General features: G+C 52.3%; 25 protein-coding genes. 19 read left to right on the top strand and 6 right to left on the bottom strand.

The window, feature by feature from the left end; translation table 11 throughout:
* Window positions 1–196: 196 nt before the first annotated feature.
* A complete protein-coding gene (locus tag ACO0LK_RS20755) occupies window positions 197–1000 on the bottom strand; it encodes a helix-turn-helix domain-containing protein (protein WP_422978405.1) in 804 nt (267 codons plus the stop codon).
* 105 nt (window positions 1001–1105) lie between these two features.
* On the opposite strand from ACO0LK_RS20755, the gene ACO0LK_RS20750 reads away from it, so the two are divergent.
* Complete coding sequence (locus ACO0LK_RS20750; protein ID WP_422978403.1) at window positions 1106–1798, top strand: aspartate/glutamate racemase family protein; 693 nt, start codon at window positions 1106–1108, stop codon at window positions 1796–1798.
* Between the two features lie 13 nt (window positions 1799–1811).
* On the opposite strand, the gene ACO0LK_RS20745 is transcribed toward ACO0LK_RS20750, so the two are convergent.
* Window positions 1812–2705 carry a DUF2785 domain-containing protein gene (locus ACO0LK_RS20745; RefSeq protein ID WP_422978401.1) on the bottom strand — a complete coding sequence of 298 codons (894 nt, stop codon included), beginning with the start codon at window positions 2703–2705 and terminating at the stop codon, window positions 1812–1814.
* 305 nt (window positions 2706–3010) lie between these two features.
* Between ACO0LK_RS20745 and ACO0LK_RS20740 the strand changes: the two genes are divergently transcribed.
* From ACO0LK_RS20740 to ACO0LK_RS20730, 3 genes are read left to right on the top strand one after another with little or no spacing between them, the layout of a single operon-like run.
* A complete protein-coding gene (locus tag ACO0LK_RS20740; RefSeq protein WP_186947569.1) occupies window positions 3011–3379 on the top strand; it encodes a GntR family transcriptional regulator in 369 nt (122 codons plus the stop codon).
* A 32-nt stretch (window positions 3380–3411) separates the two neighbouring features.
* Entirely contained in the window at window positions 3412–4269 is an 858-nt protein-coding gene (locus ACO0LK_RS20735; RefSeq protein WP_422978607.1) for an ABC transporter ATP-binding protein, read from the top strand.
* On the top strand, window positions 4266–5213 hold the full coding sequence (locus ACO0LK_RS20730) for a hypothetical protein (RefSeq protein WP_422978399.1): 948 nt from the start codon (window positions 4266–4268) through the stop codon (window positions 5211–5213). The genes ACO0LK_RS20735 and ACO0LK_RS20730 overlap by 4 nt, the downstream gene beginning before the upstream one ends.
* Window positions 5214–5274: 61 nt before the next feature.
* On the opposite strand, the gene ACO0LK_RS20725 is transcribed toward ACO0LK_RS20730, so the two are convergent.
* From ACO0LK_RS20725 to ACO0LK_RS20710, 4 genes are all read right to left on the bottom strand, one after another.
* Window positions 5275–6147: a DMT family transporter gene (locus ACO0LK_RS20725; protein ID WP_422978397.1), complete on the bottom strand. Its 873-nt coding sequence runs from the start codon at window positions 6145–6147 to the stop codon at window positions 5275–5277.
* 191 nt (window positions 6148–6338) lie between these two features.
* The gene (gene sodB, locus ACO0LK_RS20720; RefSeq protein WP_186947572.1) at window positions 6339–6917 is read right to left on the bottom strand and encodes a superoxide dismutase [Fe]; all 579 of its coding nucleotides are present in this window, start codon (window positions 6915–6917) and stop codon (window positions 6339–6341) included.
* Between the two features lie 178 nt (window positions 6918–7095).
* The gene (gene xseA, locus ACO0LK_RS20715) at window positions 7096–8457 is read right to left on the bottom strand and encodes an exodeoxyribonuclease VII large subunit (protein ID WP_422978395.1); all 1362 of its coding nucleotides are present in this window, start codon (window positions 8455–8457) and stop codon (window positions 7096–7098) included.
* A 677-nt stretch (window positions 8458–9134) separates the two neighbouring features.
* Window positions 9135–9338: a hypothetical protein gene (locus ACO0LK_RS20710; protein ID WP_422978393.1), complete on the bottom strand. Its 204-nt coding sequence runs from the start codon at window positions 9336–9338 to the stop codon at window positions 9135–9137.
* Between the two features lie 290 nt (window positions 9339–9628).
* On the opposite strand from ACO0LK_RS20710, the gene ACO0LK_RS20705 reads away from it, so the two are divergent.
* The 15 genes from ACO0LK_RS20705 (at window position 9629) to ACO0LK_RS20635 (ending at window position 22561) form a co-directional block, all read left to right on the top strand.
* Window positions 9629–10234, top strand: a complete 606-nt coding sequence (locus ACO0LK_RS20705) for a MotA/TolQ/ExbB proton channel family protein (protein WP_186947574.1) — start codon at window positions 9629–9631, stop codon at window positions 10232–10234.
* 2 nt (window positions 10235–10236) lie between these two features.
* The gene (locus ACO0LK_RS20700) at window positions 10237–10686 is read left to right on the top strand and encodes an ExbD/TolR family protein (protein WP_186947575.1); all 450 of its coding nucleotides are present in this window, start codon (window positions 10237–10239) and stop codon (window positions 10684–10686) included.
* A gap of 119 nt (window positions 10687–10805) precedes the next feature.
* Window positions 10806–11843, top strand: coding sequence for a tetraacyldisaccharide 4'-kinase (lpxK, locus tag ACO0LK_RS20695; protein WP_422978390.1), 1038 nt, complete (start codon window positions 10806–10808; stop codon window positions 11841–11843).
* The gene (locus tag ACO0LK_RS20690) at window positions 11824–12012 is read left to right on the top strand and encodes a Trm112 family protein (protein ID WP_186947577.1); all 189 of its coding nucleotides are present in this window, start codon (window positions 11824–11826) and stop codon (window positions 12010–12012) included. Before lpxK ends, ACO0LK_RS20690 begins: the two co-directional genes overlap by 20 nt.
* A 56-nt stretch (window positions 12013–12068) precedes the next feature.
* Window positions 12069–12827: a 3-deoxy-manno-octulosonate cytidylyltransferase gene (gene kdsB / locus ACO0LK_RS20685; RefSeq protein ID WP_422978387.1), complete on the top strand. Its 759-nt coding sequence runs from the start codon at window positions 12069–12071 to the stop codon at window positions 12825–12827.
* Between the two features lie 195 nt (window positions 12828–13022).
* Window positions 13023–13679 (top strand): adenylate kinase, encoded by a 657-nt coding sequence (gene adk, locus ACO0LK_RS20680; RefSeq protein WP_422978385.1) that lies wholly within the window; start codon window positions 13023–13025, stop codon window positions 13677–13679.
* Window positions 13680–13934: 255 nt separating this feature from the next.
* On the top strand, window positions 13935–16157 hold the full coding sequence (locus ACO0LK_RS20675; RefSeq protein WP_422978383.1) for a sodium-translocating pyrophosphatase: 2223 nt from the start codon (window positions 13935–13937) through the stop codon (window positions 16155–16157).
* Window positions 16158–16399: 242 nt separating this feature from the next.
* A complete protein-coding gene (locus ACO0LK_RS20670; protein ID WP_422978381.1) occupies window positions 16400–17158 on the top strand; it encodes a 3-hydroxyacyl-CoA dehydrogenase in 759 nt (252 codons plus the stop codon).
* A 311-nt stretch (window positions 17159–17469) separates the two neighbouring features.
* Window positions 17470–17748, top strand: coding sequence for a type II toxin-antitoxin system ParD family antitoxin (locus ACO0LK_RS20665; RefSeq protein ID WP_422978379.1), 279 nt, complete (start codon window positions 17470–17472; stop codon window positions 17746–17748).
* Window positions 17726–18037, top strand: coding sequence for a type II toxin-antitoxin system RelE/ParE family toxin (locus ACO0LK_RS20660; RefSeq protein WP_422978377.1), 312 nt, complete (start codon window positions 17726–17728; stop codon window positions 18035–18037). Before ACO0LK_RS20665 ends, ACO0LK_RS20660 begins: the two co-directional genes overlap by 23 nt.
* 125 nt (window positions 18038–18162) lie before the next feature.
* A complete protein-coding gene (locus ACO0LK_RS20655; protein ID WP_422978375.1) occupies window positions 18163–19368 on the top strand; it encodes a patatin-like phospholipase family protein in 1206 nt (401 codons plus the stop codon).
* Between the two features lie 222 nt (window positions 19369–19590).
* A complete protein-coding gene (locus ACO0LK_RS20650; RefSeq protein ID WP_186947638.1) occupies window positions 19591–19977 on the top strand; it encodes a ribonuclease domain-containing protein in 387 nt (128 codons plus the stop codon).
* A 2-nt stretch (window positions 19978–19979) separates the two neighbouring features.
* Window positions 19980–20402, top strand: a complete 423-nt coding sequence (locus ACO0LK_RS20645; RefSeq protein WP_422978373.1) for a barstar family protein — start codon at window positions 19980–19982, stop codon at window positions 20400–20402.
* Between the two features lie 109 nt (window positions 20403–20511).
* Window positions 20512–21117 carry a phosphoribosylglycinamide formyltransferase gene (purN, locus tag ACO0LK_RS20640; protein ID WP_422978371.1) on the top strand — a complete coding sequence of 202 codons (606 nt, stop codon included), beginning with the start codon at window positions 20512–20514 and terminating at the stop codon, window positions 21115–21117.
* 184 nt (window positions 21118–21301) lie between these two features.
* A complete protein-coding gene (locus tag ACO0LK_RS20635) occupies window positions 21302–22561 on the top strand; it encodes an RsmB/NOP family class I SAM-dependent RNA methyltransferase (protein ID WP_422978369.1) in 1260 nt (419 codons plus the stop codon).
* Window positions 22562–22618: the final 57 nt, after the last annotated feature.

Here is a 22618-nt window from a genome sequence, read left to right as displayed (position 1 = left end):
AGAACCTTGGTTTTAGTTTAATTAGCAGGTATGGGGTGGATAAAGAGGTGATGCGCAAATAGCGATGTTATCAAGCAATAGACGAAATTAACGCATTTTCCATAGACAAATGTCTGTGAAAACAGTTCCTCAGGAAAATGTTTTCGATGAAAATCGGTAGAAAATTTGCTTTTGCATTGTCTGAACGCGGATCGGTTCAGTTTTTTGCTTGAATCAGCGCTGATTTGCGGTATTGAAGGGGGCTAGCACCCAGCCTGGATTTAAAGTGACTGCCGAGATGGGATTGATGTGCAAAACCACAATCCGCAGCGATATCGGCGATGCTTGCATTGCTATTCTTCAGCAAGTGCCTGGCTTTTTGCAACCTGCGTTCGGTAATGTAGGCATGGGGTGTGCTGCCCGTGGCATGGGTAAAACTGCGCAAGAAACGTAACAAGGGCATGTCTGCCAATGATGCCAATTCTTCCAGATGAATCTGGGTATCGAGGCTATCTTCGATGTAGTCGAGTATGCGTCCATGCAATGTGCGATCAGCCGCATAATCATTGGCAGTGGCACTGTGCTGGCTTGCCAATGATGCAAGCTTAAGGCCGCGTTGTAAAAACAATCCTGCTTTTTCTTCCAGAAGCAGAGGATCACAATTTGTCTGATGCAGCAGATAACGTAATTGCATGGCCAGCGTTACAGCCTGTTTGTCGCCACGGAAGATCTGGCGCGGCAAAGTGGTATGCAAGTCAGGCTGCAAGTCTGGTTTGGTGACATGCATCAGCAGATATTCACCCCCATGAGATGATTCTGAAAACACCGGCAAACCAGTCGCAGCAAGGGCCAGGTCACCGGGCCAGGCATCAAAGTCCTGGCGCACATCGCTGTCTATGGCGTGTACACCGGTCTGGCGTGCAAATGCCAGGCCCAGGCTGGGGCAGTACGATACACCATTCACTGAATAGGGCGCGGCAGGCAATAATTCAAGTGTGGCCCAGTTTGTTTCCATCTTCATGGCTAAAGCTTCCTGCTGAAATTTCCTGATAGCGTAGAAAAAGCGGTCTGCCTATTATAGAGCCGGAATCAAACGTAGAAATCAAATCAAATTACAGGAGTTGCGATGAAAACCATAGGCCTGATAGGCGGCATGAGCTGGGAATCAACGATACCTTATTACAAGCAAATCAATGAAACCATCAAGGAAAAACTGGGCGGCCTGCATTCGGGCAAGATCATTTTGTACAGTGTGGATTTTCATGAGATAGAAAAACTGCAATCGGCGGGTGACTGGGATGCCGCTGGCCTCATCCTGGCACAGGTTTCCCGTTCGCTGGAACTGGCGGGTGCAGATTTTCTGGTGCTGTGTACCAATACCATGCACAAGTTGGCAGCCAGTATTGAGTCTGCGGTGGCCATTCCGCTATTTCACATTGCCGACCCGACTGCGCAAGCCATCAAGCTGGCCGGCTTTGGCAAGGTGGGTTTGCTGGGCACGCGCTTTACCATGGAGCAGGATTTTTATCGTGAACGCCTGCATAGTCAGCATGGCCTGGAAGTGCTGGTACCAGCGCTTGCCGACCGTGACATCGTGCATCAGATCATTTACGAAGAACTGTGCCTGGGTAAAATCAATGCAGCTTCGCGTGAGCATTATCGCCGCATCATGGCGGGGCTGATAGAGAACGGGGCCGAAGCCATCATCCTCGGATGTACCGAAATCTGCCTGCTGGTCAGCCAGGAAGATGCCGGCGTGCCTCTGTTTGATACGACGGCCATTCATGCACGCGGTGCCGCAGAATGGTCCTTGTTATGAGCGTAAGGGCGTTTTAATTTACCTTGCGCAATGCTTCCCGCAACGCCGGCAAGAAATTTTCTTTCATTACCGGATCGGTGTTCTCTCTGACAGAAAAATACAGTGGCAGCAAAAAGGAGCTGACATTATGTCTTTGTGCCAGCCTTGCCTGTGTATACGGACCGGCTTGTATGCTGTTTTCCATCAGTTTATTGAACCATACATTCCAGTCGCGCATGCCGAAGCTGGGTGTTTTTGCCAGAAAAAACACCGCTGTCATCAGGCGCACGCCTTCGCCATATTGATAAAAATGTGTGGAAGGCGCAATTTGCGTAGTGATGGCTGTCAGCATGGTTTCATGCTGCGGTTTTTCTATCGCAGGATTCATCGCCAGTTGTAGCATCAGGTCGGCGCTGTGGGCAATGCCGTGGCGCCAGCCCTCTTTTTCATCAAAGCCACGATAGTCACGCAGGTTAGTCAGGTAATGGCTGCCGGCATTGACGATGTCTATACGTTCTTCTGCTGTCAGGTAGGGTTTGCGCCTGTCCACACGTACCAGTTCGGCCAGTGTCAGGATGGCAAACGGGCGCAGGAAGCTGGTTTCTTCTGCTGCGGGTGCCTGCACGGCATTCAGCATCCTGATACGCAGGGCAGTCAGGGTAGGCTCTGTCAGTTTCTCGGCGCGCATCCATGCTGACAGCGCGTCAAAGGCCAGTTCGTCCCGCAGTTCCGGGTTGCTCACACCCAGGCAGTCTGCTGCTGACAGTGCCAGTTGCTGGCGCTTGTCATCGTCGGCCAGTTTCCAGCCATCCGCTTTAAGGGCTTTCAACTCATTGTGCAGAGCTGAATTTGGCTGGCAATCAGCATGGGCTGTTGCCGTTAATGCCAATAGTAAGAACAGGCAGAGCAGTGACTTCAGGTGACGCATGGTGAATGTCCGTATCAAAGATGCAGGAAAGTGAGCTAGAGGCTGTTGCAAAATTAAGCTGGCTAGGCGTCGTTGCCGCAGACAGTACTTTAGTACGCCAAGGCAACGCAACAACGCCAGATTAATTTTGCAACAACCTCTAAGTTTGCCACGTCAGGTAAGTCTTGTCATAGCCCTCAAAAAAACTTGTGCATAAAGTATTGAGTTGGTGTTATAGTTAACTACAACACTAATCGACAAATGGTGAGACACGAGATAAGCGGGATTCGTGTTGTCTCACATAGTCCATAAAGGAAGGTGCAAGCATGAGTGTTAACTGGAACGATCAGACGCCGATTTACCGGCAATTGAAACAGCGCGTGCTGGGCATGATGCTGGACGGCTTGTTAAAGCCGGGGGATGCCTTGCCTTCGGTAAGACAGGTTGCGGCAGAGTATCAGCTCAATCCTATCACCGTCCTGAAGGCGTATCAGGAATTGGTGGATGAAGAATTGGTCGAAAAACGAAGAGGGGTGGGCATGTATATGACAGCAACAGCGCTCGATAAATTACTGGCAAATGAACGCCAGCGTTTCATTGATGAAGAATGGCCAGCCATGCTGGAACGCATACGCAGACTGGGGCTGGATGTGCAGCAATTGCCGGGCTTGCAGGATAAGGGAGAAGCCAAATGAACAGCGTAGCGGATACCTCTCAGAACAGCAGAATGAATAGCGTTATTTCAGCCCGCAACATCAGCAAGCAATATGGAAAACAGCGTGTACTCGATAACCTGAATTTTGAGATTGCACCCGGTCGCATCGTCGGCCTGATAGGGCCGAATGGTTCAGGCAAGACCACGACACTCAAGGCGATACTGGGCCTGGGTGATTTTGATGGCGACATGCAGGTGCTGGGCCTGGACCCACGCACCCAGCGAGATGCGCTGATGAATGATGTCTGCTTCATCGCCGATGTGGCTATTCTGCCGCGCTGGCTCAAAGTCAAGGATGCGATTGCCTTTGTCGAAGGTGTACACCCCAAATTCAACCGTGCCAGAGCTGAACAATATATCGCCCATACCAAGTTGAAGCCAAACATGAAGGTCAAGGCCATGTCCAAGGGCATGGTGGCGCAATTGCACCTTGCCCTGATTATGGCTATCGACGCGAAATTGCTGGTGCTGGATGAACCGACTTTAGGCCTGGATATTTTGTACCGCAAACAGTTTTATCAAAATCTGCTGGAAGATTATTTTGATGAAAACAAGTGCATCGTCATCACCACCCATCAGGTGGAAGAGGTCGAGCATATCCTCAGCGATGTGATCTTCATCGATGAAGGAAAAATCGTGCTCGATACCAGCATGGAGCAACTGGCAGAACGCTTTGTCGAGGTCTTGATCAGCCCGGATCGGATAGCGCAGGCGACGGCTTTGAAACCATTAAGCCAGCGTACGGTTTTCGGCAAATCAGCGATGCTGTTTGAAAACGTAGGTACAGACATATTGCGTGCCCTGGGTGACATTCGCCAGCCGGGCATTGCAGAAATTTATCTCGCCACCATGAAAGGAGTGCAAGCATGAAAAAACTGATGTGGTTGATACGCCGTGAGTATTGGGAAAACAAGGCCATGCTCCTCTGGTCAAATGCAGCGGTGGCTGCGCTGCTGGTGATCGTGTTTGCCTCACTCAGGGGCAGGCCCAGCTATCAATTTGAAGGGCAGGTTGTAGAGCCTGCGGTCATGACTGCAGCGCAGATCAGTTATGTGATCAAGGGGCTTAACGAATCTTTTTATCTGCCATTGTCGCTGCTCGGGGTACTTTTGCCCATACTCATTGGCGTGTATTGTCTGGGCTCTTTATATAATGAGCGGGATGACAGAAGTGTGCTGTTCTGGAAGTCGATGCCGGTCTCGGGAACTACCACTGTTCTGTCCAAAGTGCTATTTGCCTTGTTGTTGTTTCCGCTCGCGACTTTGGTGTTTTCCCTGATCGCTGGCATACCGATCTTTTTGAGTTTTGGCATACGCTTGCAAACGAGTGGTATCCAGACGAATGTATTCAGCGCAGCTTTCAAGGACAGTGATATGTTACTGACGCCTTTGAAAATGATCTCGCTTTTGCCAGTTTATATGCTGTGGGCTTTGCCTACGGTTGGCTGGTTGATGATGGTGTCAGCCTGGGCCAAAGCCAAACCCATCCTTTGGGCAATATGCATACCGATGCTGACAGTATGGTTGATCTACATAGTTAGTAAGAATCTGGATCTGGGTTTGAATATTCGCTGGTTGAACTTCAATATCATCGGTCGTGGTTTGATGAGCATTCTTCCTGCGTCGTGGATCGCTTATCAGAAAGTCGACAGCCCGCAAATTGACTATGCTCACTCCCTCACTGCCTGGTCAGGGGATATGTATGGGCCGTCGTTGGAGATGCTGGGAAAATCCGAGCTATGGGTAGGTGCCATCATCGGTATCGCCATGCTGGCAGTTGCCGTCTTCCTGCGGCAGAAAAAGGATGTGAGCTAAATATGAAACAGACGCGCAGCAAGCTCTTGTTGCGCGTCTTTCCTTGTCTTTTCTTGTTTTCTTATTTTGCCGGCCTCACCACCAGCGCTACACCGGCCAGTGCCACGACCATGCCAAGTATCGCTGTCATTGTCAGCTTTTCACCAAACATCAGCCAGGCCATGGCGGCAGTGACTGCTGGCACCAGGTACATATAGCTGGTGACCTTGGTGGCTTCGCCATGCCGTATCATGATGAACAGCACCGAGATACCAACGCCGGACAAGACAAATACCGACCAGGCCATGGCAGCAAAAAATTGCGGTGTCCAGATGATGGTCTGGGTTTCCAGCATCAGCGCAAACGGCAGAGTGACGATGAGGGAAGCGGCAAACTGTATGACTTGCCCGGTCCTGACATCAAAGCTGGGGCATGTTTTTTTCTGATACAGCGTGCCTATGGTCATTGCAGTCAGTGCCATGACAGCCAGTGCCACGCTGCTGCCAGACAGGCCGATGACCGATATTTTATTTGCCACCACCAGTGCCACGCCACAAATGCCGAGTGCCAGCCCGGCCCATTGTTTGCCGTAAATGCGTTCACCGATGGCGGGGCCCAGCAAGGCCGTGAAAATGGGCTGGGTATTGGCGATCAACGCGGCTACACCTGCCGGCATGCCGAGCTTGACGGCGCACCAGATGCCGCCCAGATACATGGCCTGCATCATGATGCCTGCAATCGCGATGGGTAACCAGGCACGGCGTTCTGGCCAGGGGGCGCGCATGGCCAGTGCCAGCACCAGCATGAAGATGATCACGCCCAGGTAACGCAGGCATAAAAACGTCAGCGGCTCGGCATAGGGCAGGCCATATTTGGCAACCACGTAACCGGATGCCCAGATGAAAATGAAAATGGCGGGGAGGAAGCGTAACAGGGGTGAGGCTTTGGTATGCATGGATGTAAGTAGTGGCAAAGAGTTGTTCAGAATGATTATCCGTCAACCCGTGAAGAGGCATGATCTTCGCACATCCACATGAAACGATGGGTGAAAAAAAACCTGCGATGCTTGTGCAAGCGCAGGTTTTTTTTCATCTGTTACGCATATGTTACGCGTATGTCACGATGCTGGCATCATGACAAGCTGGCTCAGCCCAGGTTTGCTGTCGCAAAATCCCAGTTAACCAGTGCCCAGAATGCTTCCAGGTATTTTGGACGTGCATTGCGGTAGTCGATGTAGTAAGCGTGTTCCCACAGATCGCAAGTCAGCAGCGGTGTGTCGGCTGTTGTCAGTGGTGTGGCTGCATTGGATGTGTTGACGATATCCAGTGTGCCGTCGGCTTTTTTGACCAGCCATGTCCAGGAAGAACCGAAGTTACCTACGCAAGACTTGGTGAATGCATCTTTGAATGCATCGAAAGAACCCCATTTGGCATTGATGGCATCAGCCAGTTTGCCGCTTGGTGCGCCGCCGCCTTCAGGTTTCAGGCCGTTCCAGTAGAAAGTGTGGTTCCAGATCTGGGCTGAATTATTGAACACGCCGCCAGAAGATTTCTTGACGATTTCTTCCAGTGTGGAATTTTCAAATTCTGTACCCTTGATCAGGTTGTTCAGATTGGTCACATAGGTCTGGTGATGCTTGCCATAGTGATATTCCAGCGTTTCTTTGGAAATATGTGGAGCCAGAGCGTCCAGTGCATAGGGCAGTGCCGGTAAGGTATGTTCCATATCGCGTCCTTTTATAGTGAGTCTATCCATTTCCGGCAATCCGGAAAAGCCAGACCAACATTGTAAGCTTTTGTACAAAAGCTTGCACGCAGACTGATGCAAAGGGGCCTGCTACTTTCCAAAATGATCAAGTGGATGAGTTTCAACCAGGCTGGCGCTTTTTTTCGCCAGTCCGCCTTCAATCCAGGCTGGCCTGTACGCTGCTGATGCCTATATCCGCAGTACCCTCGGCCAGTCTTACCTGTAACAGGGTTTGCGGTTTCAGTTCAGCGGTATTGCGCAAGACCTTGCCTTTATGATCACTGAGTATGGCATAACCGCGTTCCAGCGTGCGCTGGGGGTTCAGCATTTCCAGTTGGGCTTGCAGGGTTTGCAATTGCTGGCGATTGGTGTCCTGATGGCGTTTGGCGGCATTTTGCAGGCGTCGCTGCCATTCGGCCAGTATCAGCCTGGGTGTGGCGACGCCAGGGCGTTGCGCCTGCCAGGCTTGCTTCAATTGTGCCAGTTCATGCCTGGCCTGATTCAGGCTGGTGCTGGCGGTATAGCTGAGTGAGCGCGCCAGTTGGGTAACATGCAGGCGGCGGGCAGCAATCGCCGCTTTGGGGCTGAGCAAGCGGCGGCTTTGCCAGTCCAGGGTCTGGGCGTGATGATCGAGGCGCCTGTGCATGCTGCGGCTGAGCAACTGAGCCTGGCGCTGTAATAGCTGCATCCATTCACTTCGTGGTGTGGCTGCCAGTTCGGCTGCTGCCGTTGGGGTGGCGGCGCGCACATCAGCGGCAAAATCAGCAATGGTGAAGTCGGTTTCATGGCCGATGCCGGCAATTACGGGCATAGGGCAGTTGACGATGGTGCGGGCGACAATCTCTTCATTGAAGGCCCACAGGTCTTCCATGCTGCCGCCACCACGGCAGACCAGCAGTACATCACATTCTTCACGCGCAGCGGCAGAAGCGATGGCCTGCGCTATTTTTGAGCCAGCACCTTCACCCTGCACCGGGGTCGGGTACAGGATGACGTTGACATGTGGTGCACGTCGTTGCAAGGTGGTCAGTACGTCACGCAAGGCGGCGGCCTGCGGACTGGTGACGATGCCTATGGTGCGCACGAATGTTGGCAGGGGGCGCTTGCGGTCGGCATCAAACAGGCCTTCCTGTGTCAGTTGCGCTTTCAGGCGCAAGAAGGCTTCATACAGATTGCCGACACCGGCGCGGCGTATGGCTTCCACGCTGAGCTGGTAATCACCGCGTGGTGCATACAGGGTGACCAGGGCACGCACTTCGACCTTGTCGCCTTCTTTGGGCTGGAAGTCGGCATATTGGGCGCGGCCACGAAACATCACCGCCCGGACCTGGGCCGCATTGTCTTTCAGTGTGAAATACCAATGCCCAGAAGCGGCGCGGGTAAAGTTGGATATTTCACCGGAAACCCATGTCAGCGGCAGGTTGCGTTCCAAAAGCTGCGCCACAGCTTGGTTCAGCGCCGAAACTGTCATTACAGATGGCGTGTTTACTGGGTTTGCAAAACGAGAATCAGTATTCATAAAGCTTGGCGGCGTAAATTCTGTCCACAGAAGCGTGGATTGGTCATCAGCATGTCATTTTGCCTCTGCAATGTCAAAAGAAATGAAAGTTTAGCTTCTAAGTCATTGATTTTTAATATGAATCAATCTGCAAAAGAATAAGGCAATATGAAAATTCTCTTTCAAATCAAGGACCTTGCGGTGATTTGCCAAGCTTGTACACAAACTTATCCACAGAAATTGTGATTAAGCTGTTGAAAACTTTTTGCCAGCAGCCAGGGCCGGATATGCTCAAAATATTGGCACTGAAGTAATGTCGAATAAAATCAATGGCTTAGGATGTTTCCCTGTGCTTTTACACAAACTTGTCCACACATTTTGTGCAGAAAGCGGGTTTATGCAGGTAAAAAATGTCAAATAAGGCAATTAAATATTTATTTCCCACTGTTTATGCTAACTGCCACTTTTTTGGGCGCGACAATTTTTTGATTATAAATCAATGACTTGATCACATCTCCACGGCTTTTTCACAATCTTGTCCACATAATTTGTGCAAAACATGGGTTTTGTCCCCAGCGTATATTTTTGACGTTGCTGTTTTACACACTTTTACACCCCGGAGTGAGCAAATCGCTGTGGAAAACCCGATAATGAGCGATTTGCCTGTTTTTCTGGCAGTGGATAATCCTGTATATAAATCATGGGCTTAGCGCGTTTGCCGTGGGTAATGCACAATCTTGTCCACATTTTTTGTGCAAAACAAAAGGGGTTTTCCACAGGAATTTTTGTTTGCTGAAAACTTGTGCAGAAAAGCCCCAAATACGCCTTATGCCTAAATTATTGGCATGGCGATAATCTTCTTTGAAATCATGGGCTTGGCAAACTGTACCCGGCTTTTGCACAAACTTGTCCACATATTATGTGCAGAACCACGCCCCGGAACGGGCTGAAAAATAACAATATATCCACAGATTGGCTGTGCCTATTTCTTTGGCAGGGCTGAAAAAACCATACAAATCATGGGTTTAGTTGAATTGCACAGACTTATCCACAAGCTTGCACACAGATTTTGTGCAAAACAGTGGTCGAAGGTGATAAATTTTGTGCAGAGTTTTTTGCTGACGGCTCTTGCCCGCAGACAAACAACGCGCTACATTGCGGGCTTGGATTTAGGAACCTTCAAGGAGTTAATTTGTTCGCCATCATTCAAGCCGCAGGCTGGCCAATTTATTTGTTGCTGATTGCTTCAGTTATTGCGCTGACATTAATCATCGAACGCAGTCTGTCTTTGCGCCGTAGTCGTATCTTGCCACCGACATTGCTGGATGAAGTTATCCGCGTATATCAGGCCGGCAAGGTCAAACCCGAAGTGATACAGCAACTGGCGGGCAATTCACCACTGGGCAAGGTGCTGGCAGCCGGTTTGCGCAATGTCAATGCACCACGTGATGTCATGAAAGAGTCGATAGAAGAAGCCGGCAGCGCCGTTGCCCATGATCTGGAACGTTTCCTGACGACGCTCGGTACAATCGCTTCGCTGGCACCTTTGATGGGGCTGTTTGGTACTGTCGTCGGTATGATAGAAATTTTCGGTTCGCAAAATGCTTCAGGTGCCAACCCGGCACAACTGGCGCATGGTATTTCCGTGGCACTGTACAACACCGGCTTTGGTTTGATGATCGCTATGCCTGCGATGGTGTTCTGGCGTCATTTCCGGGCCCTGGTGGACAGTATCGTGGTGGATATGGAGCAACAGGCCATCAAGTTTGTTGATGTTGTCCACAGCGCCAGGAAGTAGTCATGAATTTTCGTAAAGGAAAGGGCAGGGAAGAGCCTGAAATCAACCTGATCCCGTTTATTGACGTGTTGCTGGTCATCCTGATTTTCCTGATGGTGACCACGACCTATAGCCGTTTTACCGAATTGCAGATCACCCTGCCTACGGCAGATGCCGAAAAGGCGCAGGACAAGCCTAACCAGATCGATATCGGTATTGATGCCCAGGGCCGCTACAAAATCAATAACCAGGCCGTGTCTTTCCTTGATACTGTGACGCTGGCAGAAGATTTGAAAAAAGCGGCAGGTGCACTCGATCCGGCCAAAACTGGCAACCAGCCTGACCCGGTCGTCATTATTAACGCTGACCGTGCAGCTACGCACCAGTCTGTGATTGATGTGCTGGAAGCTGCACGTCTGGCTGGCCTGGCCAAGGTTACATTTGCGGCGCAGGCATCGGCCAGGTCCAAATAAGGGCACAATATAAGGACACAGCACCGGCAGCGTCTGTATCGTTTATTCAACTATTCAGCTAGCCGGGGAGTGTGTATCGCTCCCCGGTTTCTTTTTTTGAACATGGCATGGGAACCCGCATGGAAAGCCTGTTGTTGAAAGCCTGGCAAAAGCGCGGTGTGCTGGCATGTCTGCTGTGGCCACTGTCCAAACTGTTCCAGTTGCTGGTGACGTTTCGCTTTGGCCTGTTTGTCATGGGTTACAAGCCGCAGACCAGGCTGGCGGTGCCGGTGGTGGTGGCGGGCAATATCTTCGTTGGCGGTACCGGCAAGACGCCGCTGGTGATCTGGCTGGTGCAGGAATTGCGCAAGGCTGGCTGGCATCCGGGCGTGATTTCGCGTGGTTATGGCGCTGAAGCCGATAACGTTAGCCTGCTTGGCCCGCATTCCAGTGCACAAGTGGTGGGCGATGAACCCTTGCTGATTGCCGAACGTGCCCAGTGCCCGGTGGCAGTAGGGCGCAACCGGGTGATGGCAGGCCAGGCTTTGCTGGCAGCTCATCCACAGGTAGATGTGATTGTGGCTGATGACGGCTTGCAGCATTATGCGCTGGCACGTGATGTTGAAATTATTCTGTTTGACCAGCGCGGTGTCGGCAATGGCTGGCTGCTGCCTGCTGGCCCCCTGCGTGAACCGGTGCAGCGCAGCCGTGATTTTACGGTTTGTAATATACCTAATCTGCCCGCTGGCAGCAGCACGGCAGTGCCTGGCGTACCGGCAGATGCGATACGCATGTGCTTGCAGCCCGGGGCAGCCTATCGCCTGAATGACAGGCAGCAGCAAAAGCCCCTGATCGATTTTAGTGGTAAGCGACTGGTAGCCGCCGCCGGTATCGGTAATCCTCAGCGTTTTTTTGACATGCTGGCGGGCCAGGGTCTGGTGTGTCAGGGGCTGGCTTTTCCTGATCATCATGCCTATGACGCGCAGAGTTTTAGCCGGGCTGATGCAGAATGCATCCTGATCACGGAAAAGGATGCAGTAAAATGTAGGCAAATTGCAGCTTTGCTGGACGATACCCGTATCTGGGTCGTGCCGGTGGAAGCAGAACTCGATGCCGGCTTTGCCGCATCGCTGATACAAAAGATTTCGGAGAAAAAGCATGGACGCACGTCTGCTTGATGTCTTGGTTTGCCCTTTGTGCAAGGGACCATTGGTCTACCACAAAGCCAGCCAGGAATTGATTTGCTATGGAGACAGACTGGCTTTCCAGGTCAGGGATGATATCCCCATCATGTGGGCAGACCAGGCCCGGGCACTGACGCCGGAAGAAGTGTCAGCCAGAGTCTGAATGATTTTTGGTTTGAATCTGAACTTGAATCTGAACTTGAGTCTGGATAGCTACGCATGAGCTTTATTGCAATCATACCGGCCAGGCTGGCGTCCAGCCGCCTGCCAAACAAACCGCTGGCCGATATCGGCGGCAAACCCATGGTGGTACGCACGGCGGAACGCGCACTGGAATCCGGCGCCAGCGCCATCATGGTCGCAACCGACCATGCCGACATCGTTGCAGCCTGCCAGGCTCATGGAGTGCCGGTCTGCATGACGCGCGCCGACCATCCATCCGGCACCGACCGCATTGCGGAAGTCGCTGCCAGCATGAACCTGGCGGATGATGCCGTCATCGTCAATGTGCAGGGTGATGAGCCTTTGATAGATCCGGCCTTGATTGCCGCCACTGCCGCTTTGGTGAATGCCGGTGTACCCATGGCAACTGCTGCCCACCCCATCCACGGTGTAGATGACGGTTTCAACCCGAATGTCGTCAAGGTGGTTTTGGACAGGCATGGCCGTGCCCTGTATTTTTCGCGCGCCACCATTCCCTGGCACAGGGATGCATTCGCCGTCAGCCGTACTGAGTTTCCGGCAGGCTATGCGCCTTTGCGCCATATAGGTTTGTATGCCTACCGCAACGATTTTTTAAAAAAATATCCGCAACTTTCTATTTCTCCATTGGAACAAATCGAGGCACTGGAACAATTGCGGGTCTTGTGGCATGGCTATGCAATTGCCGTCCACGTGACCGCTTCCAGCCCCGCACCAGGGGTGGACACGGCAGAAGACTTGCAGCGGGTCAGGCAATTCTTTACTGATAAGAAATAAAAAAACGGCGAACTTACCCCGGATTTCGTGGCAAAGCATCAAGAAACGGGAAAATTGTGGTAAGTTTCGTGAAAAGATACTGTGTTATCACTGCTAAATAAGAAAAAAAGCAAAATGGCAGAGTCGACCATGAAGCAATGGTGGTTCTGATAACTACATACACAAAAAATTCAAACTCGTCTTAGGAAATCAAAAATGCGTCTTATTTTGTTGGGAGCGCCGGGTGCCGGCAAGGGTACACAAGCCAATTACATTAAAGAAAAATTCAACATTCCTCAAATTTCCACTGGCGACATGTTGCGTGCTGCAGTCAAGGCAGGCACGCCGCTGGGTCTGGAAGCCAAAAAGGTCATGGATGCAGGCGGCCTGGTGTCTGATGACATCATCATCGGTCTGGTCAAAGACAGGTTGAAACAGGATGATTGCGCGAATGGTTATCTGTTCGATGGTTTTCCACGCACCACGCCACAGGCAGATGCGATGAAGGATGCTGGCGTCACAATAGATTATGTACTGGAAATCAATGTGCCGGATGAAGCGATCATCGACCGCATGAGCGGCCGTCGTGTTCACCCTGGTTCTGGCCGTACTTACCATGTCAAATTCAATCCTCCCAAAGTGGAAGGCAAGGATGATGTCACCGGTGAAGAACTGATACAGCGTGACGACGACAAGGAAGAAACCGTCAAGAAACGCCTGTCGGTGTATCACGAACAAACCGAAGTGCTATTGTCTTACTATGGTGACTGGGCTAAATCCGGTGCGCCAGGTGCGCCTAAATATCGCAAGATCGCTGGCGTCGGACCGGTAGAATCCATCCGCGACAGCGCTTTTGCTGCGCTGGCAGAATAAGTTTTAATAAGCGGACTTGATGGTCCGCTTTTTTTTTGGTCAGCCCTGGCCATGTCATGACACCTTCATGTCACTCCAAAAATATGGGCAACGTACAAGTTTCGCAGTGTGCAGGTTTCATCCTTATCCATGAACTGTTTTGGTTCTGATGCCCCGGCATCGTAAGAATGAAGAAATGTCCTTGTTTTACTTTGTCGTCAAAAAAGCATGCTCGCCCCCCAGGCAGACATGCCCATAACAACAGGAGGAGTCAACATGGCAGCAAGTCTGTGGTTTGTCATCGCATGTGGAGTCATTGCAGTACTGTATGGCCTGATATCGCGTAGCTGGATCCTGAAACAGGACCCCGGCAATGCGCGTATGCAGGAAATTGCCGCTGCTATTCAACAGGGCGCGGCTGCCTACCTGGCCAGGCAATACCGCACTATTGCCATCGTCGGCGTGGTGCTGTTTGTTGCCATTGCCGCCATGCCCGGTCTGGGCCTGATCACCGCTATCGGTTTTTTTATTGGCGCATTCCTGTCCGGAGCCTGCGGCTTCATCGGCATGAATGTGTCCGTGCGGGCCAATGTCAGGACCGCCCAGGCAGCGACCAAAGGCATGAACGAAGCCCTGGATGTCGCATTCAGGGGCGGCGCGATTACCGGCATGTTGGTGGTCGGTCTGGGCTTGCTGGGGGTGACCATTTTTTACTGGGTGCTGGTGGCCAACGCGGCTGGCAGTGCGCTGACCCAGCATGACGTCATCAAACCGCTGATTGGTCTGGCTTTTGGTGCCTCGCTGATCTCCATCTTCGCCCGTCTGGGTGGCGGTATCTTCACCAAGGGTGCCGACGTGGGCGCTGACCTGGTCGGCAAGGTCGAGGCGGGTATTCCTGAAGATGACCCGCGCAACCCCGCCGTGATTGCCGATAATGTTGGCGACAATGTCGGTGACTGCGCCGGTATGGCCGCCGATCTGTTTGAAACCTATGTAGTGACCCTGATTGCCACCATGCTGCTGGGCGCTTTGGTGGTGACCACCAATGTGACCGAAGCCATCGTCTACCCCTTGTTGCTGGGCGCGGTGTCTATCCTGGCTTCTATTGTCGGTTGCAGCATGGTCAAGGCCAAGGCTGGCAAGAAAATCATGTCGGCCCTGTACACTGGTCTGTGGTGGGCTGCCGGCTTGTCACTGATCGGTTTTGCCGTCGTCACCTGGCAAGTCTGGCCGGATGAAGCCATGCGCATGAAAATGATGGGCTCGGCCCTGGTCGGTATCGTCCTCACCGGTCTGATGGTCTACATCACTGAATATTACACCGGCACCGATTTCAAACCTGTGCAGCATGTGGCCCAGGCTTCGACCACAGGGCATGGTACCAACATCATCGCCGGTTTGGGCGTATCGATGAAATCGACGGCCTGGCCGGTGCTGGCGGTGTGTGCAGCGATATTGGTGTCCTTCCAGCTTGCTGGCCTGTATGGCATCGCCATTGCGGCCACGTCCATGCTGTCCATGGCGGGCATCATCGTTGCCCTGGATGCCTATGGCCCGATTACCGACAATGCTGGCGGCATTGCCGAAATGTCGGAAATGCCAGCGTCTGTGCGTGCCATTACCGACCCGCTGGATGCCGTCGGCAACACCACCAAGGCCGTCACCAAGGGGTATGCAATTGGTTCTGCCGGTCTGGCTGCGCTGGTGCTGTTTGCCGATTACACCCATGCCCTGGATTCAGTCGGCAAGAGTACCTCGTTTGATCTGTCCAACCCGCAAGTCATCGTTGGCCTGTTTATCGGTGGCCTGATTCCTTACCTGTTTGGCGCGATGGCGATGGAAGCAGTGGGCCGCGCAGCGGGTGCGGTAGTGGTGGAAGTGCGCCGCCAGTTCAAGGAAATCAAGGGCATCATGGATGGCACCGGCAAACCCGAGTATGACAAGGCGGTCGATATGCTGACCACCTCGGCCATCAAGGAAATGATCATTCCTTCACTGTTGCCTGTCATCGTGCCCATTCTGGTCGGGATGTTGTTAGGGCCGGCAGCACTGGGCGGCCTGCTGATGGGGACTATCGTCACGGGCTTGTTCGTGGCCATTTCCATGACTACCGGCGGCGGTGCCTGGGACAATGCCAAGAAATACATAGAAGATGGTCATTTTGGCGGCAAGGGTTCTGACGCGCATAAGGCTGCCGTGACGGGTGATACCGTTGGTGACCCGTACAAGGATACTGCTGGCCCGGCAGTCAACCCGCTGATCAAGATCATCAACATTGTCGCTCTGTTGCTGGTACCTTTGTTGCCTGCTACGGGTACGACATCCGATGCGGCCAGCAGCCATGCCAGCCCGCCGGCGCAAATGGCTGCACCGGCGGCTTCGGCATCGGCATCAGTTACTGCTCCGGTCGTGCCACCGGCAGCAGCGTCTGCTGCATCGGCCCCGATGGATGTGCCACCACCTCCGCCCATGGGTGAACCGGCATCTGCCAGTAAGTAGAAAGTAGGGCAGGTAAGAGAGCAGGTTAGAGGGTAGGTCAGAGGTAGATAAGCAATTAGCTGTACAGCAATCAACAATGAAAAATGGCAGCGAGAAAGTCGCTGCCATTTTTCTTTTTGCCTTGGGAAGAATATTCGCTACAATAAGAATATGTGACGTTTACGTAAACGTAAACAAAAGAGACCTTATCTTCATAACCCAATCAACTTGCTTCATTAAAACATTCATTGAAAGAGACCATTATGCAAATTCAAAACCATGTATTTATTATTACTGGCGGTGCTTCCGGCCTGGGTGCAGCAACAGCAAGAATGATTGTTGCCAATGGCGGCAAGGTCGTGCTGGCCGATGTGCAGGTTGAAGCCGGTGAACAACTGGCGGCAGAACTGGCTGGCAAGTTCGTCAAATGTGATGTGACTTCCGAAGCCGATGGCAAAGCCGTGGTGGATGCCGCAACGTCCATGGGCACCCTGCGTGGCCTGATCAATTGTGCCGGTGTTGCCCCTGCCATCAAGACCGTAGGCAAGGATGGTCCACATCCGCTGGATGTATTCCAGCGCGTAGTCAACATCAACCTCATTGGGACTTTCAATATGTGCCGCCTGGCAGCAGACGCCATGGGCAAGACCGAAGCTGCTGAACATGGCGAGCGCGGCATCATCATCAACACCGCGTCTGTCGCTGCCTACGACGGCCAGATCGGCCAGGCAGCCTATGCCTCTTCCAAAGCCGCCGTCGTCGGCCTGACCCTGCCCATGGCACGCGACCTGTCACGCAGCGGCATCCGCGTCATGACCATCGCCCCAGGCATTTTTGAAACCCCCATGCTGCTGGGCATGCCGCAAGAAGTGCAGGATGCTTTGGGCAAGATGGTTCCGTTTCCACCACGCCTTGGCAAGCCGGATGAATATGCAAGCCTGGCCAAGTCCATTATTGAAAATGTGATGTTGAATGGGGAGACAATCCGGTTAGATGGCGCCATTCGCATGCAGCCCAAATAGTAAGTGTTGATAAAGCTACTGCGCGGCGCGATTTTTGATCTGCTATTTTGTAAATTCGTCGTCGTACCTGAGTACGACTGTGCTTCTTAATCAAAACTAGCGTCGCTCGCTACGCTTTCTCAACACTTACTGCGTTTCAGTGTGCGGGGGAAGTGGCTGTACTTCTTGCAAAGCTAAGGGCGTTCGCTCTGCTTTCTCAGCACTTCATGCAATGTAATTCAGCAGTATCAGCTTGATTTGGGAAAATTATGTCAAACTTTGACAAAGTTTGTTATTCTTCTTGTGTCTGAATTTTTCTTGAGGATGCTGCTATGAATGTTAGCTTGACGCCAGTGTTGGAGTCCTTGGTGAAGGCCAAGGTTGAAAGTGGCTTGTATAACAACGCTAGTGAAGTTGTGCGTGAAGCTTTGCGCTTGATGGAGCAGCGTGATCAGCATACGCTTTTGCGTAAGGAACTTGAACTTGGTGTCGCCCAACTGCATGGGGGAAAAACGACCGTATTCGACATGAATGCAAGTAAAGCCAAAGCCATAAAAAACGCAAAAACAGGGCGCAAGGTGAATCCTCTTGTCACAACAGATAACCCATAATTTTGCGGTTGTTCTTTCCGATTTGGCGCAACAGGATCTGAGCGATATTTTGCAATATACCCTTCAGACCTGGGGTGAAAATAAGATGGATGCGTATGCAGACAAATTAGAGCAGGGGATACACTTGCTGGCAAACCACCCGGCTATTGGCCGTATCAGAGATGATTTGTTTGATGGCTGCCGATTACATCTGATTGGGTCTCATCTGGTTTTTTATGAGATAGGTGAGCATGAAATTCGGATTGCCCGCATTCTTCATGAGCGAGTGGATGTCGGTGGATATCTTTGAATTCCGCCATCAGCGAATGAAGGGATGTTGTATTTCCCGAGCGCAGCAGTTTCACTGTGCCGTGCAGCATGACAAATTGCTGATGGGCTACTACACTAGGGCAAATCTGGATTTGCCCTTTTTTTATGCCTACACCAAATAGCAAGAACGCTGCGACAGGATTGATCTTGACCGGGGGTGGTGCGCGTGCTGCTTACCAGGTTGGGGTGCTGAATGAAATAGGGGCGATCCTGGCGGAGGCGGGCTGGCATCCGGCGGAAAACCCGTTTGGTATCATCTGCGGCACCTCTGCCGGGGCCATCAATGCGACGGCGCTGGCCTGTGGTGCGGATGATTTTGGCGATGCGCTCAAGCGCATGCTGCATATCTGGGAAAACTTTGAAGCAGCACAAGTCTACCGGGCTGATTCGCTGGGCGTGATGCGTAGCGGGGCGCGCTGGCTGACCCTGTGGTCGTTTGGCTGGTTGCTCAACAAATGGCGCAAGGCCCCCCCCAATTCCCTGCTCGACAATTCACCGCTGGAAGCACTGCTGACGCGTATGCTCGATCTGTCCAGCCTTGACAGCGCCTTTCAAAACGGCAGCCTGCATGCTCTGGCGGTCACCGCTTCATCTTATACCGCCGGGCAGCATCTGACGTTCTATCAGACCTTGGCCGATATTGAACCCTGGATCAGGAGCCAGCGTCTGGCACAGCGCGATTTTATCGGCGTCCAGCACTTGCTGGCCTCATCGGCGATACCGTTCATCTTTCCTGCCGTGCCACTGAACTGGAGTGGCCGCATGGAATATTGCGGTGACGGCTCCATGCGCCAGTTGGCACCGATTTCGCCAGCCATCCATCTGGGTGCCAAGAAGATCATGATCGTTGGTGCCGGTCGTCTGGCCGAACCACCAAGCGTCAGTACCGAAACCGCACGTTACCCCAGCCTGGCGCAAATCGCCGGTCATGCCCTGTCCAGTATTTTTCTGGATAGCCTGGCGGTAGATATAGAAAGGCTGATGCGGGTCAACAAAACCCTGTCCATGCTGCCGCCGGAATTGCTGGAAAAAACGCCCTTGCGTCCAGTGGATATTCTGGTCATTGCCCCGTCCGAAAGGCTGGATGAAATTGCCAGTCGCCATACCCAAAGTCTGCCTTTGCCTGTCCGCACCATGCTGGGCGGTATCGGTGCCACCGAGGCGCGCGGTTCGGCACTGGCATCCTACCTGCTGTTTGAATCGAGCTATACGCGAGAGCTGATAGAACTCGGCAGGCGAGATACCCGTGCCCGCAGCGACGACGTATTGCACTTTTTTAATGCCGACGCAGCAGGGCGGGTAGCTGCCTGAATGCCTGATTGCTTGATTGATGCTGCCGGGAAACTGAAGTGTACTTGCCATGACAGACGCTTCTGGCGGGTATTTCGGTGCTTCATTTCCCACAGGTATTTTTCTGTCACAAATATGACAAAACCGTGAATTTTCACATTGTAACAAGTGCAACAATGGTTGATTCATCATCGACAAACCGTTACTCTATGCCCTGTTTAAGCATGTGCGGATTTGAAAATCATGGTAAATCCAACATTTTTTAGAAAATGGCTGGTACTTCTGGCGCTTGCTTTGCTCGCTGCTACGTCTTTTGCGAAAGACACTGGCGGCTTGCCCAATATTGCCTATGTCAATGTTGCTGAATTGCCAAAAGAAGCGCAGACGACATTAAAGCTGATCAAGCAGGGCGGACCATTCGCCTACGATAAAGACGGCGTCGTATTTGGTAATTATGAAACCAGACTTCCCAAGCAAAAGCGTGGTTATTACCACGAATACACGGTAAAAACGCCACGTGCCCGCAATCGGGGTGCGCGCCGCATTATTGCCGGTGCAGACCCGCAGACTTCGGGTGAATACTATTACACAGAAGACCACTACGAAAGTTTTCGACGAATTAAAGAGTAAATATGATCTCAGCAACAGAGGGAGAAGAGAGTTTGTTGGCACCGGTAGCGCCAAATGTCGTGCAGTCGATACGGGCGTTTCGCGTGCCTGACCTGCAGGCAGAGGCGGCCCATCTGGGCCAGCACTTTCTGTATGCTTATTGCCTGGACGCCGTCACCAAGCAGCAAGTATTGGGCAAGATTGCCTTGTCTTTTGGTTTTCCCAAACCACTTTGCCGGAATTTTGATGCCCTGTCTGATTGTCTGACCGACATGATCTATAAGGCAGGTACGCAACCAGGTTTTGTGATTGTCATTGAACAATTGCCAAATACGCAAAAATTCGACAGGGAAGCAAGAGAAACCCTGCTCGATGTCTTCCGTGATGCCGCTGATTTTTGGGCGGAGAAAAAGGTCGCTTTCCGGGTTTTTTACTCGTTTGAGTAAGTAAATCGGCACTAAAAGCCAGATTTCGCAGCTAAGTGACATCATGCCGGTTGGCTGAATCCGGCATTTTTATTTGGGGCTGGACCCCTGTCAGCGGTACAATGCCGCCATGAAAAAGATTGTTATCCTCATTTCTGGTCGTGGCAGCAATATGCAAGCCATCGTTGAAGCAGCCGCAAAACAGCAATGGCCAGCACAAATTGCTGCCGTCATCAGTAACCGTGCCGATGCCGGTGGTCTTGATTATGCTGCCAGCCGTGGCATACCAACTGCCGTGGTCGTCAGCAAACAATTCCCATCGCGCGAAGCATTTGATGCCGCCTTGCGGGCAAAGATTGATGAATTTGCCCCGGACCTGGTAGTGCTGGCAGGTTTTATGCGCATACTGACCGCAGGCTTTGTTGAGCACTATGCCGGCAGGATGTTGAATATCCATCCTTCGCTGTTGCCCAGCTTTATCGGCCTGGCAACCCATCAGCAGGCAATTGATGCCGGAGTCAAGCTGCATGGCGTGACGGTACATTTTGTGACTGCCGAGCTGGATCATGGCCCCATCGTTGCCCAGGCCGCCGTGCCTGTGCTGTACGATGACACCGAAGACAGCCTGTCACACCGCGTGCTGGAACAGGAACACCAGATTTATCCACGTGCCGTACTACAATTTGTCGAAGGCAAATTGCGTATAGAAGGCAATCGTGTCCGCATCACGGATTGATGTATTGTCGTCAGTCAGCGCAGTCAGTCAGCGTAGTCAGTCAACTTAGTCAGTAAATATTAGTAGTGGGACCTACGCAAAGTTGTCACAACCAGGGGTGGTAACGCCGCTGTGGCTGCTTTGTGTCAGTCCCAAATGGTAACAAGACCCATCCGGGTCATATCAGCATATAGAAGGAAGCAGCATGAGATTACCTCCAGCCATTCTCGTCAACACGGAAGAAGTATTGCGTGAGATTTTGCGTTTTACCGGTCCGGCAGATGGCACCTTGTCGCGTTATTTTCGTGATCACCCACGCCTGGGTTCACGTGAACGCGGCGTGATTGCGGAGGCTATTTATGGCTTGTTGCGCAATAAATCGGTGTACACCAATTTTTCTGAATCTGGCATAGGTTCACCCATGCGTCGCCTGAGCCTGCTGGGCCTGGCCGATGCCGTTGGTGTCGATGCCCTAGGTGGCCTGACTGAAGATGAAACCGCCTGGCTGCAACGCGTGATGGAAATTGACCGCACGCATTTGCCGCTGACCATGAAGGCCAACCTGCCTGAATGGATATGGACCAAGTTGCAGGAACGCTTTGGTGAAGAAGATGCGCTGAAGCTGGCCATTTCACTCAATACCCCGGCTCCGCTGGATTTGCGGGTCAACACCATCAAGGGTGACCGCGATACCGTTATTGCTTCTCTGGCGCAGGCGCCCATCATTGCTGAACCTACACCGTATTCCAGCACGGGTTTGCGTGTAATAAAAAAACCGTCTATTCAAAATTTGCCACTGTTCAAGGATGGCACGATAGAAGTACAGGACGAAGGCAGTCAGCTGCTGGCTCAACTGGTTGGTGCCAAGCGCGGCGAAATGGTGGCAGATTTTTGTGCCGGTGCCGGTGGTAAAACGCTGGCACTGGGTGCATTGATGCGCAACACCGGTCGCCTGTATGCCTTTGATATTTCTGAAAAACGTCTGGCCAAGCTGAAACCGCGCATGGCGCGCAGCGGTTTGTCGAATGTGCATCCGGTGGTCATCGCCCATGAAAAAGATGCCAAGATCAAACGCCTGGCAGGCAAGCTTGATCGCGTGCTGGTGGATGCACCTTGCAGTGGTCTGGGTACCCTGCGCCGCAATCCCGATGTCAAATGGCGTCAGACACCGGAAGGCGTGGCTGAACTCAACGTCAAGCAGGCATCCATCCTCGCCAGTGCTTCACGCATGGTGAAGCCGGGTGGCCGTCTGGTCTATGCTACCTGCAGTATTCTTGATGAAGAAAATGAAGGCATCGTCCAAGCTTTCCTGGCTGAACACGCTGACTTTACGCTGGTGCCTGCATCCCAGGTGCTGGCTGAACAAAAAGTCGAACTGGAAATGGGCGACTACCTGAAGCTCTATCCGCATCTGCACCAGACTGACGGTTTCTTTGCCGCCATTATGGAACGCAATAAAGTCTGATCACCAGCAATCCCTGCCCAGGATACAACGGGGCAGGGATGCATCCCAAATTCACTC

Source organism: Undibacterium sp. Ji49W (assembly GCF_049340205.1).
In the GTDB taxonomy this organism is placed as follows: Bacteria; Pseudomonadota; Gammaproteobacteria; order Burkholderiales; family Burkholderiaceae_D; genus Undibacterium.
The sequence above is the reverse complement of the archived record's forward strand: the minus strand, read 5'-3'. Positions and strand labels throughout refer to the sequence as shown.

Excerpts from the sequence above, each read along its gene's own strand:
- ACO0LK_RS20725 (WP_422978397.1), bottom strand. The coding sequence starts at position 6,147 with ATGCATACCAAAGCCTCACCCCTGTTACGCTTCCTCCCCGCCATTTTC.
- lpxK (WP_422978390.1), top strand. The coding sequence starts at position 10,806 with ATGGAAAGCCTGTTGTTGAAAGCCTGGCAAAAGCGCGGTGTGCTGGCA.
- sodB (WP_186947572.1), bottom strand. The coding sequence starts at position 6,917 with ATGGAACATACCTTACCGGCACTGCCCTATGCACTGGACGCTCTGGCT.
- ACO0LK_RS20745 (WP_422978401.1), bottom strand. The coding sequence starts at position 2,705 with ATGCGTCACCTGAAGTCACTGCTCTGCCTGTTCTTACTATTGGCATTA.
- ACO0LK_RS20655 (WP_422978375.1), top strand. The coding sequence starts at position 18,163 with ATGCCTACACCAAATAGCAAGAACGCTGCGACAGGATTGATCTTGACC.
- ACO0LK_RS20650 (WP_186947638.1), top strand. The coding sequence starts at position 19,591 with ATGGTAAATCCAACATTTTTTAGAAAATGGCTGGTACTTCTGGCGCTT.
- ACO0LK_RS20750 (WP_422978403.1), top strand. The coding sequence starts at position 1,106 with ATGAAAACCATAGGCCTGATAGGCGGCATGAGCTGGGAATCAACGATA.
- ACO0LK_RS20730 (WP_422978399.1), top strand. The coding sequence starts at position 4,266 with ATGAAAAAACTGATGTGGTTGATACGCCGTGAGTATTGGGAAAACAAG.
- ACO0LK_RS20690 (WP_186947577.1), top strand. The coding sequence starts at position 11,824 with ATGGACGCACGTCTGCTTGATGTCTTGGTTTGCCCTTTGTGCAAGGGA.
- ACO0LK_RS20635 (WP_422978369.1), top strand. The coding sequence starts at position 21,302 with ATGAGATTACCTCCAGCCATTCTCGTCAACACGGAAGAAGTATTGCGT.
- ACO0LK_RS20735 (WP_422978607.1), top strand. The coding sequence starts at position 3,412 with ATGAATAGCGTTATTTCAGCCCGCAACATCAGCAAGCAATATGGAAAA.
- purN (WP_422978371.1), top strand. The coding sequence starts at position 20,512 with ATGAAAAAGATTGTTATCCTCATTTCTGGTCGTGGCAGCAATATGCAA.
- ACO0LK_RS20755 (WP_422978405.1), bottom strand. The coding sequence starts at position 1,000 with ATGAAGATGGAAACAAACTGGGCCACACTTGAATTATTGCCTGCCGCG.
- ACO0LK_RS20675 (WP_422978383.1), top strand. The coding sequence starts at position 13,935 with ATGGCAGCAAGTCTGTGGTTTGTCATCGCATGTGGAGTCATTGCAGTA.
- xseA (WP_422978395.1), bottom strand. The coding sequence starts at position 8,457 with ATGAATACTGATTCTCGTTTTGCAAACCCAGTAAACACGCCATCTGTA.
- ACO0LK_RS20670 (WP_422978381.1), top strand. The coding sequence starts at position 16,400 with ATGCAAATTCAAAACCATGTATTTATTATTACTGGCGGTGCTTCCGGC.
- ACO0LK_RS20645 (WP_422978373.1), top strand. The coding sequence starts at position 19,980 with ATGATCTCAGCAACAGAGGGAGAAGAGAGTTTGTTGGCACCGGTAGCG.
- ACO0LK_RS20665 (WP_422978379.1), top strand. The coding sequence starts at position 17,470 with ATGAATGTTAGCTTGACGCCAGTGTTGGAGTCCTTGGTGAAGGCCAAG.
- ACO0LK_RS20700 (WP_186947575.1), top strand. The coding sequence starts at position 10,237 with ATGAATTTTCGTAAAGGAAAGGGCAGGGAAGAGCCTGAAATCAACCTG.
- adk (WP_422978385.1), top strand. The coding sequence starts at position 13,023 with ATGCGTCTTATTTTGTTGGGAGCGCCGGGTGCCGGCAAGGGTACACAA.
- ACO0LK_RS20740 (WP_186947569.1), top strand. The coding sequence starts at position 3,011 with ATGAGTGTTAACTGGAACGATCAGACGCCGATTTACCGGCAATTGAAA.
- kdsB (WP_422978387.1), top strand. The coding sequence starts at position 12,069 with ATGAGCTTTATTGCAATCATACCGGCCAGGCTGGCGTCCAGCCGCCTG.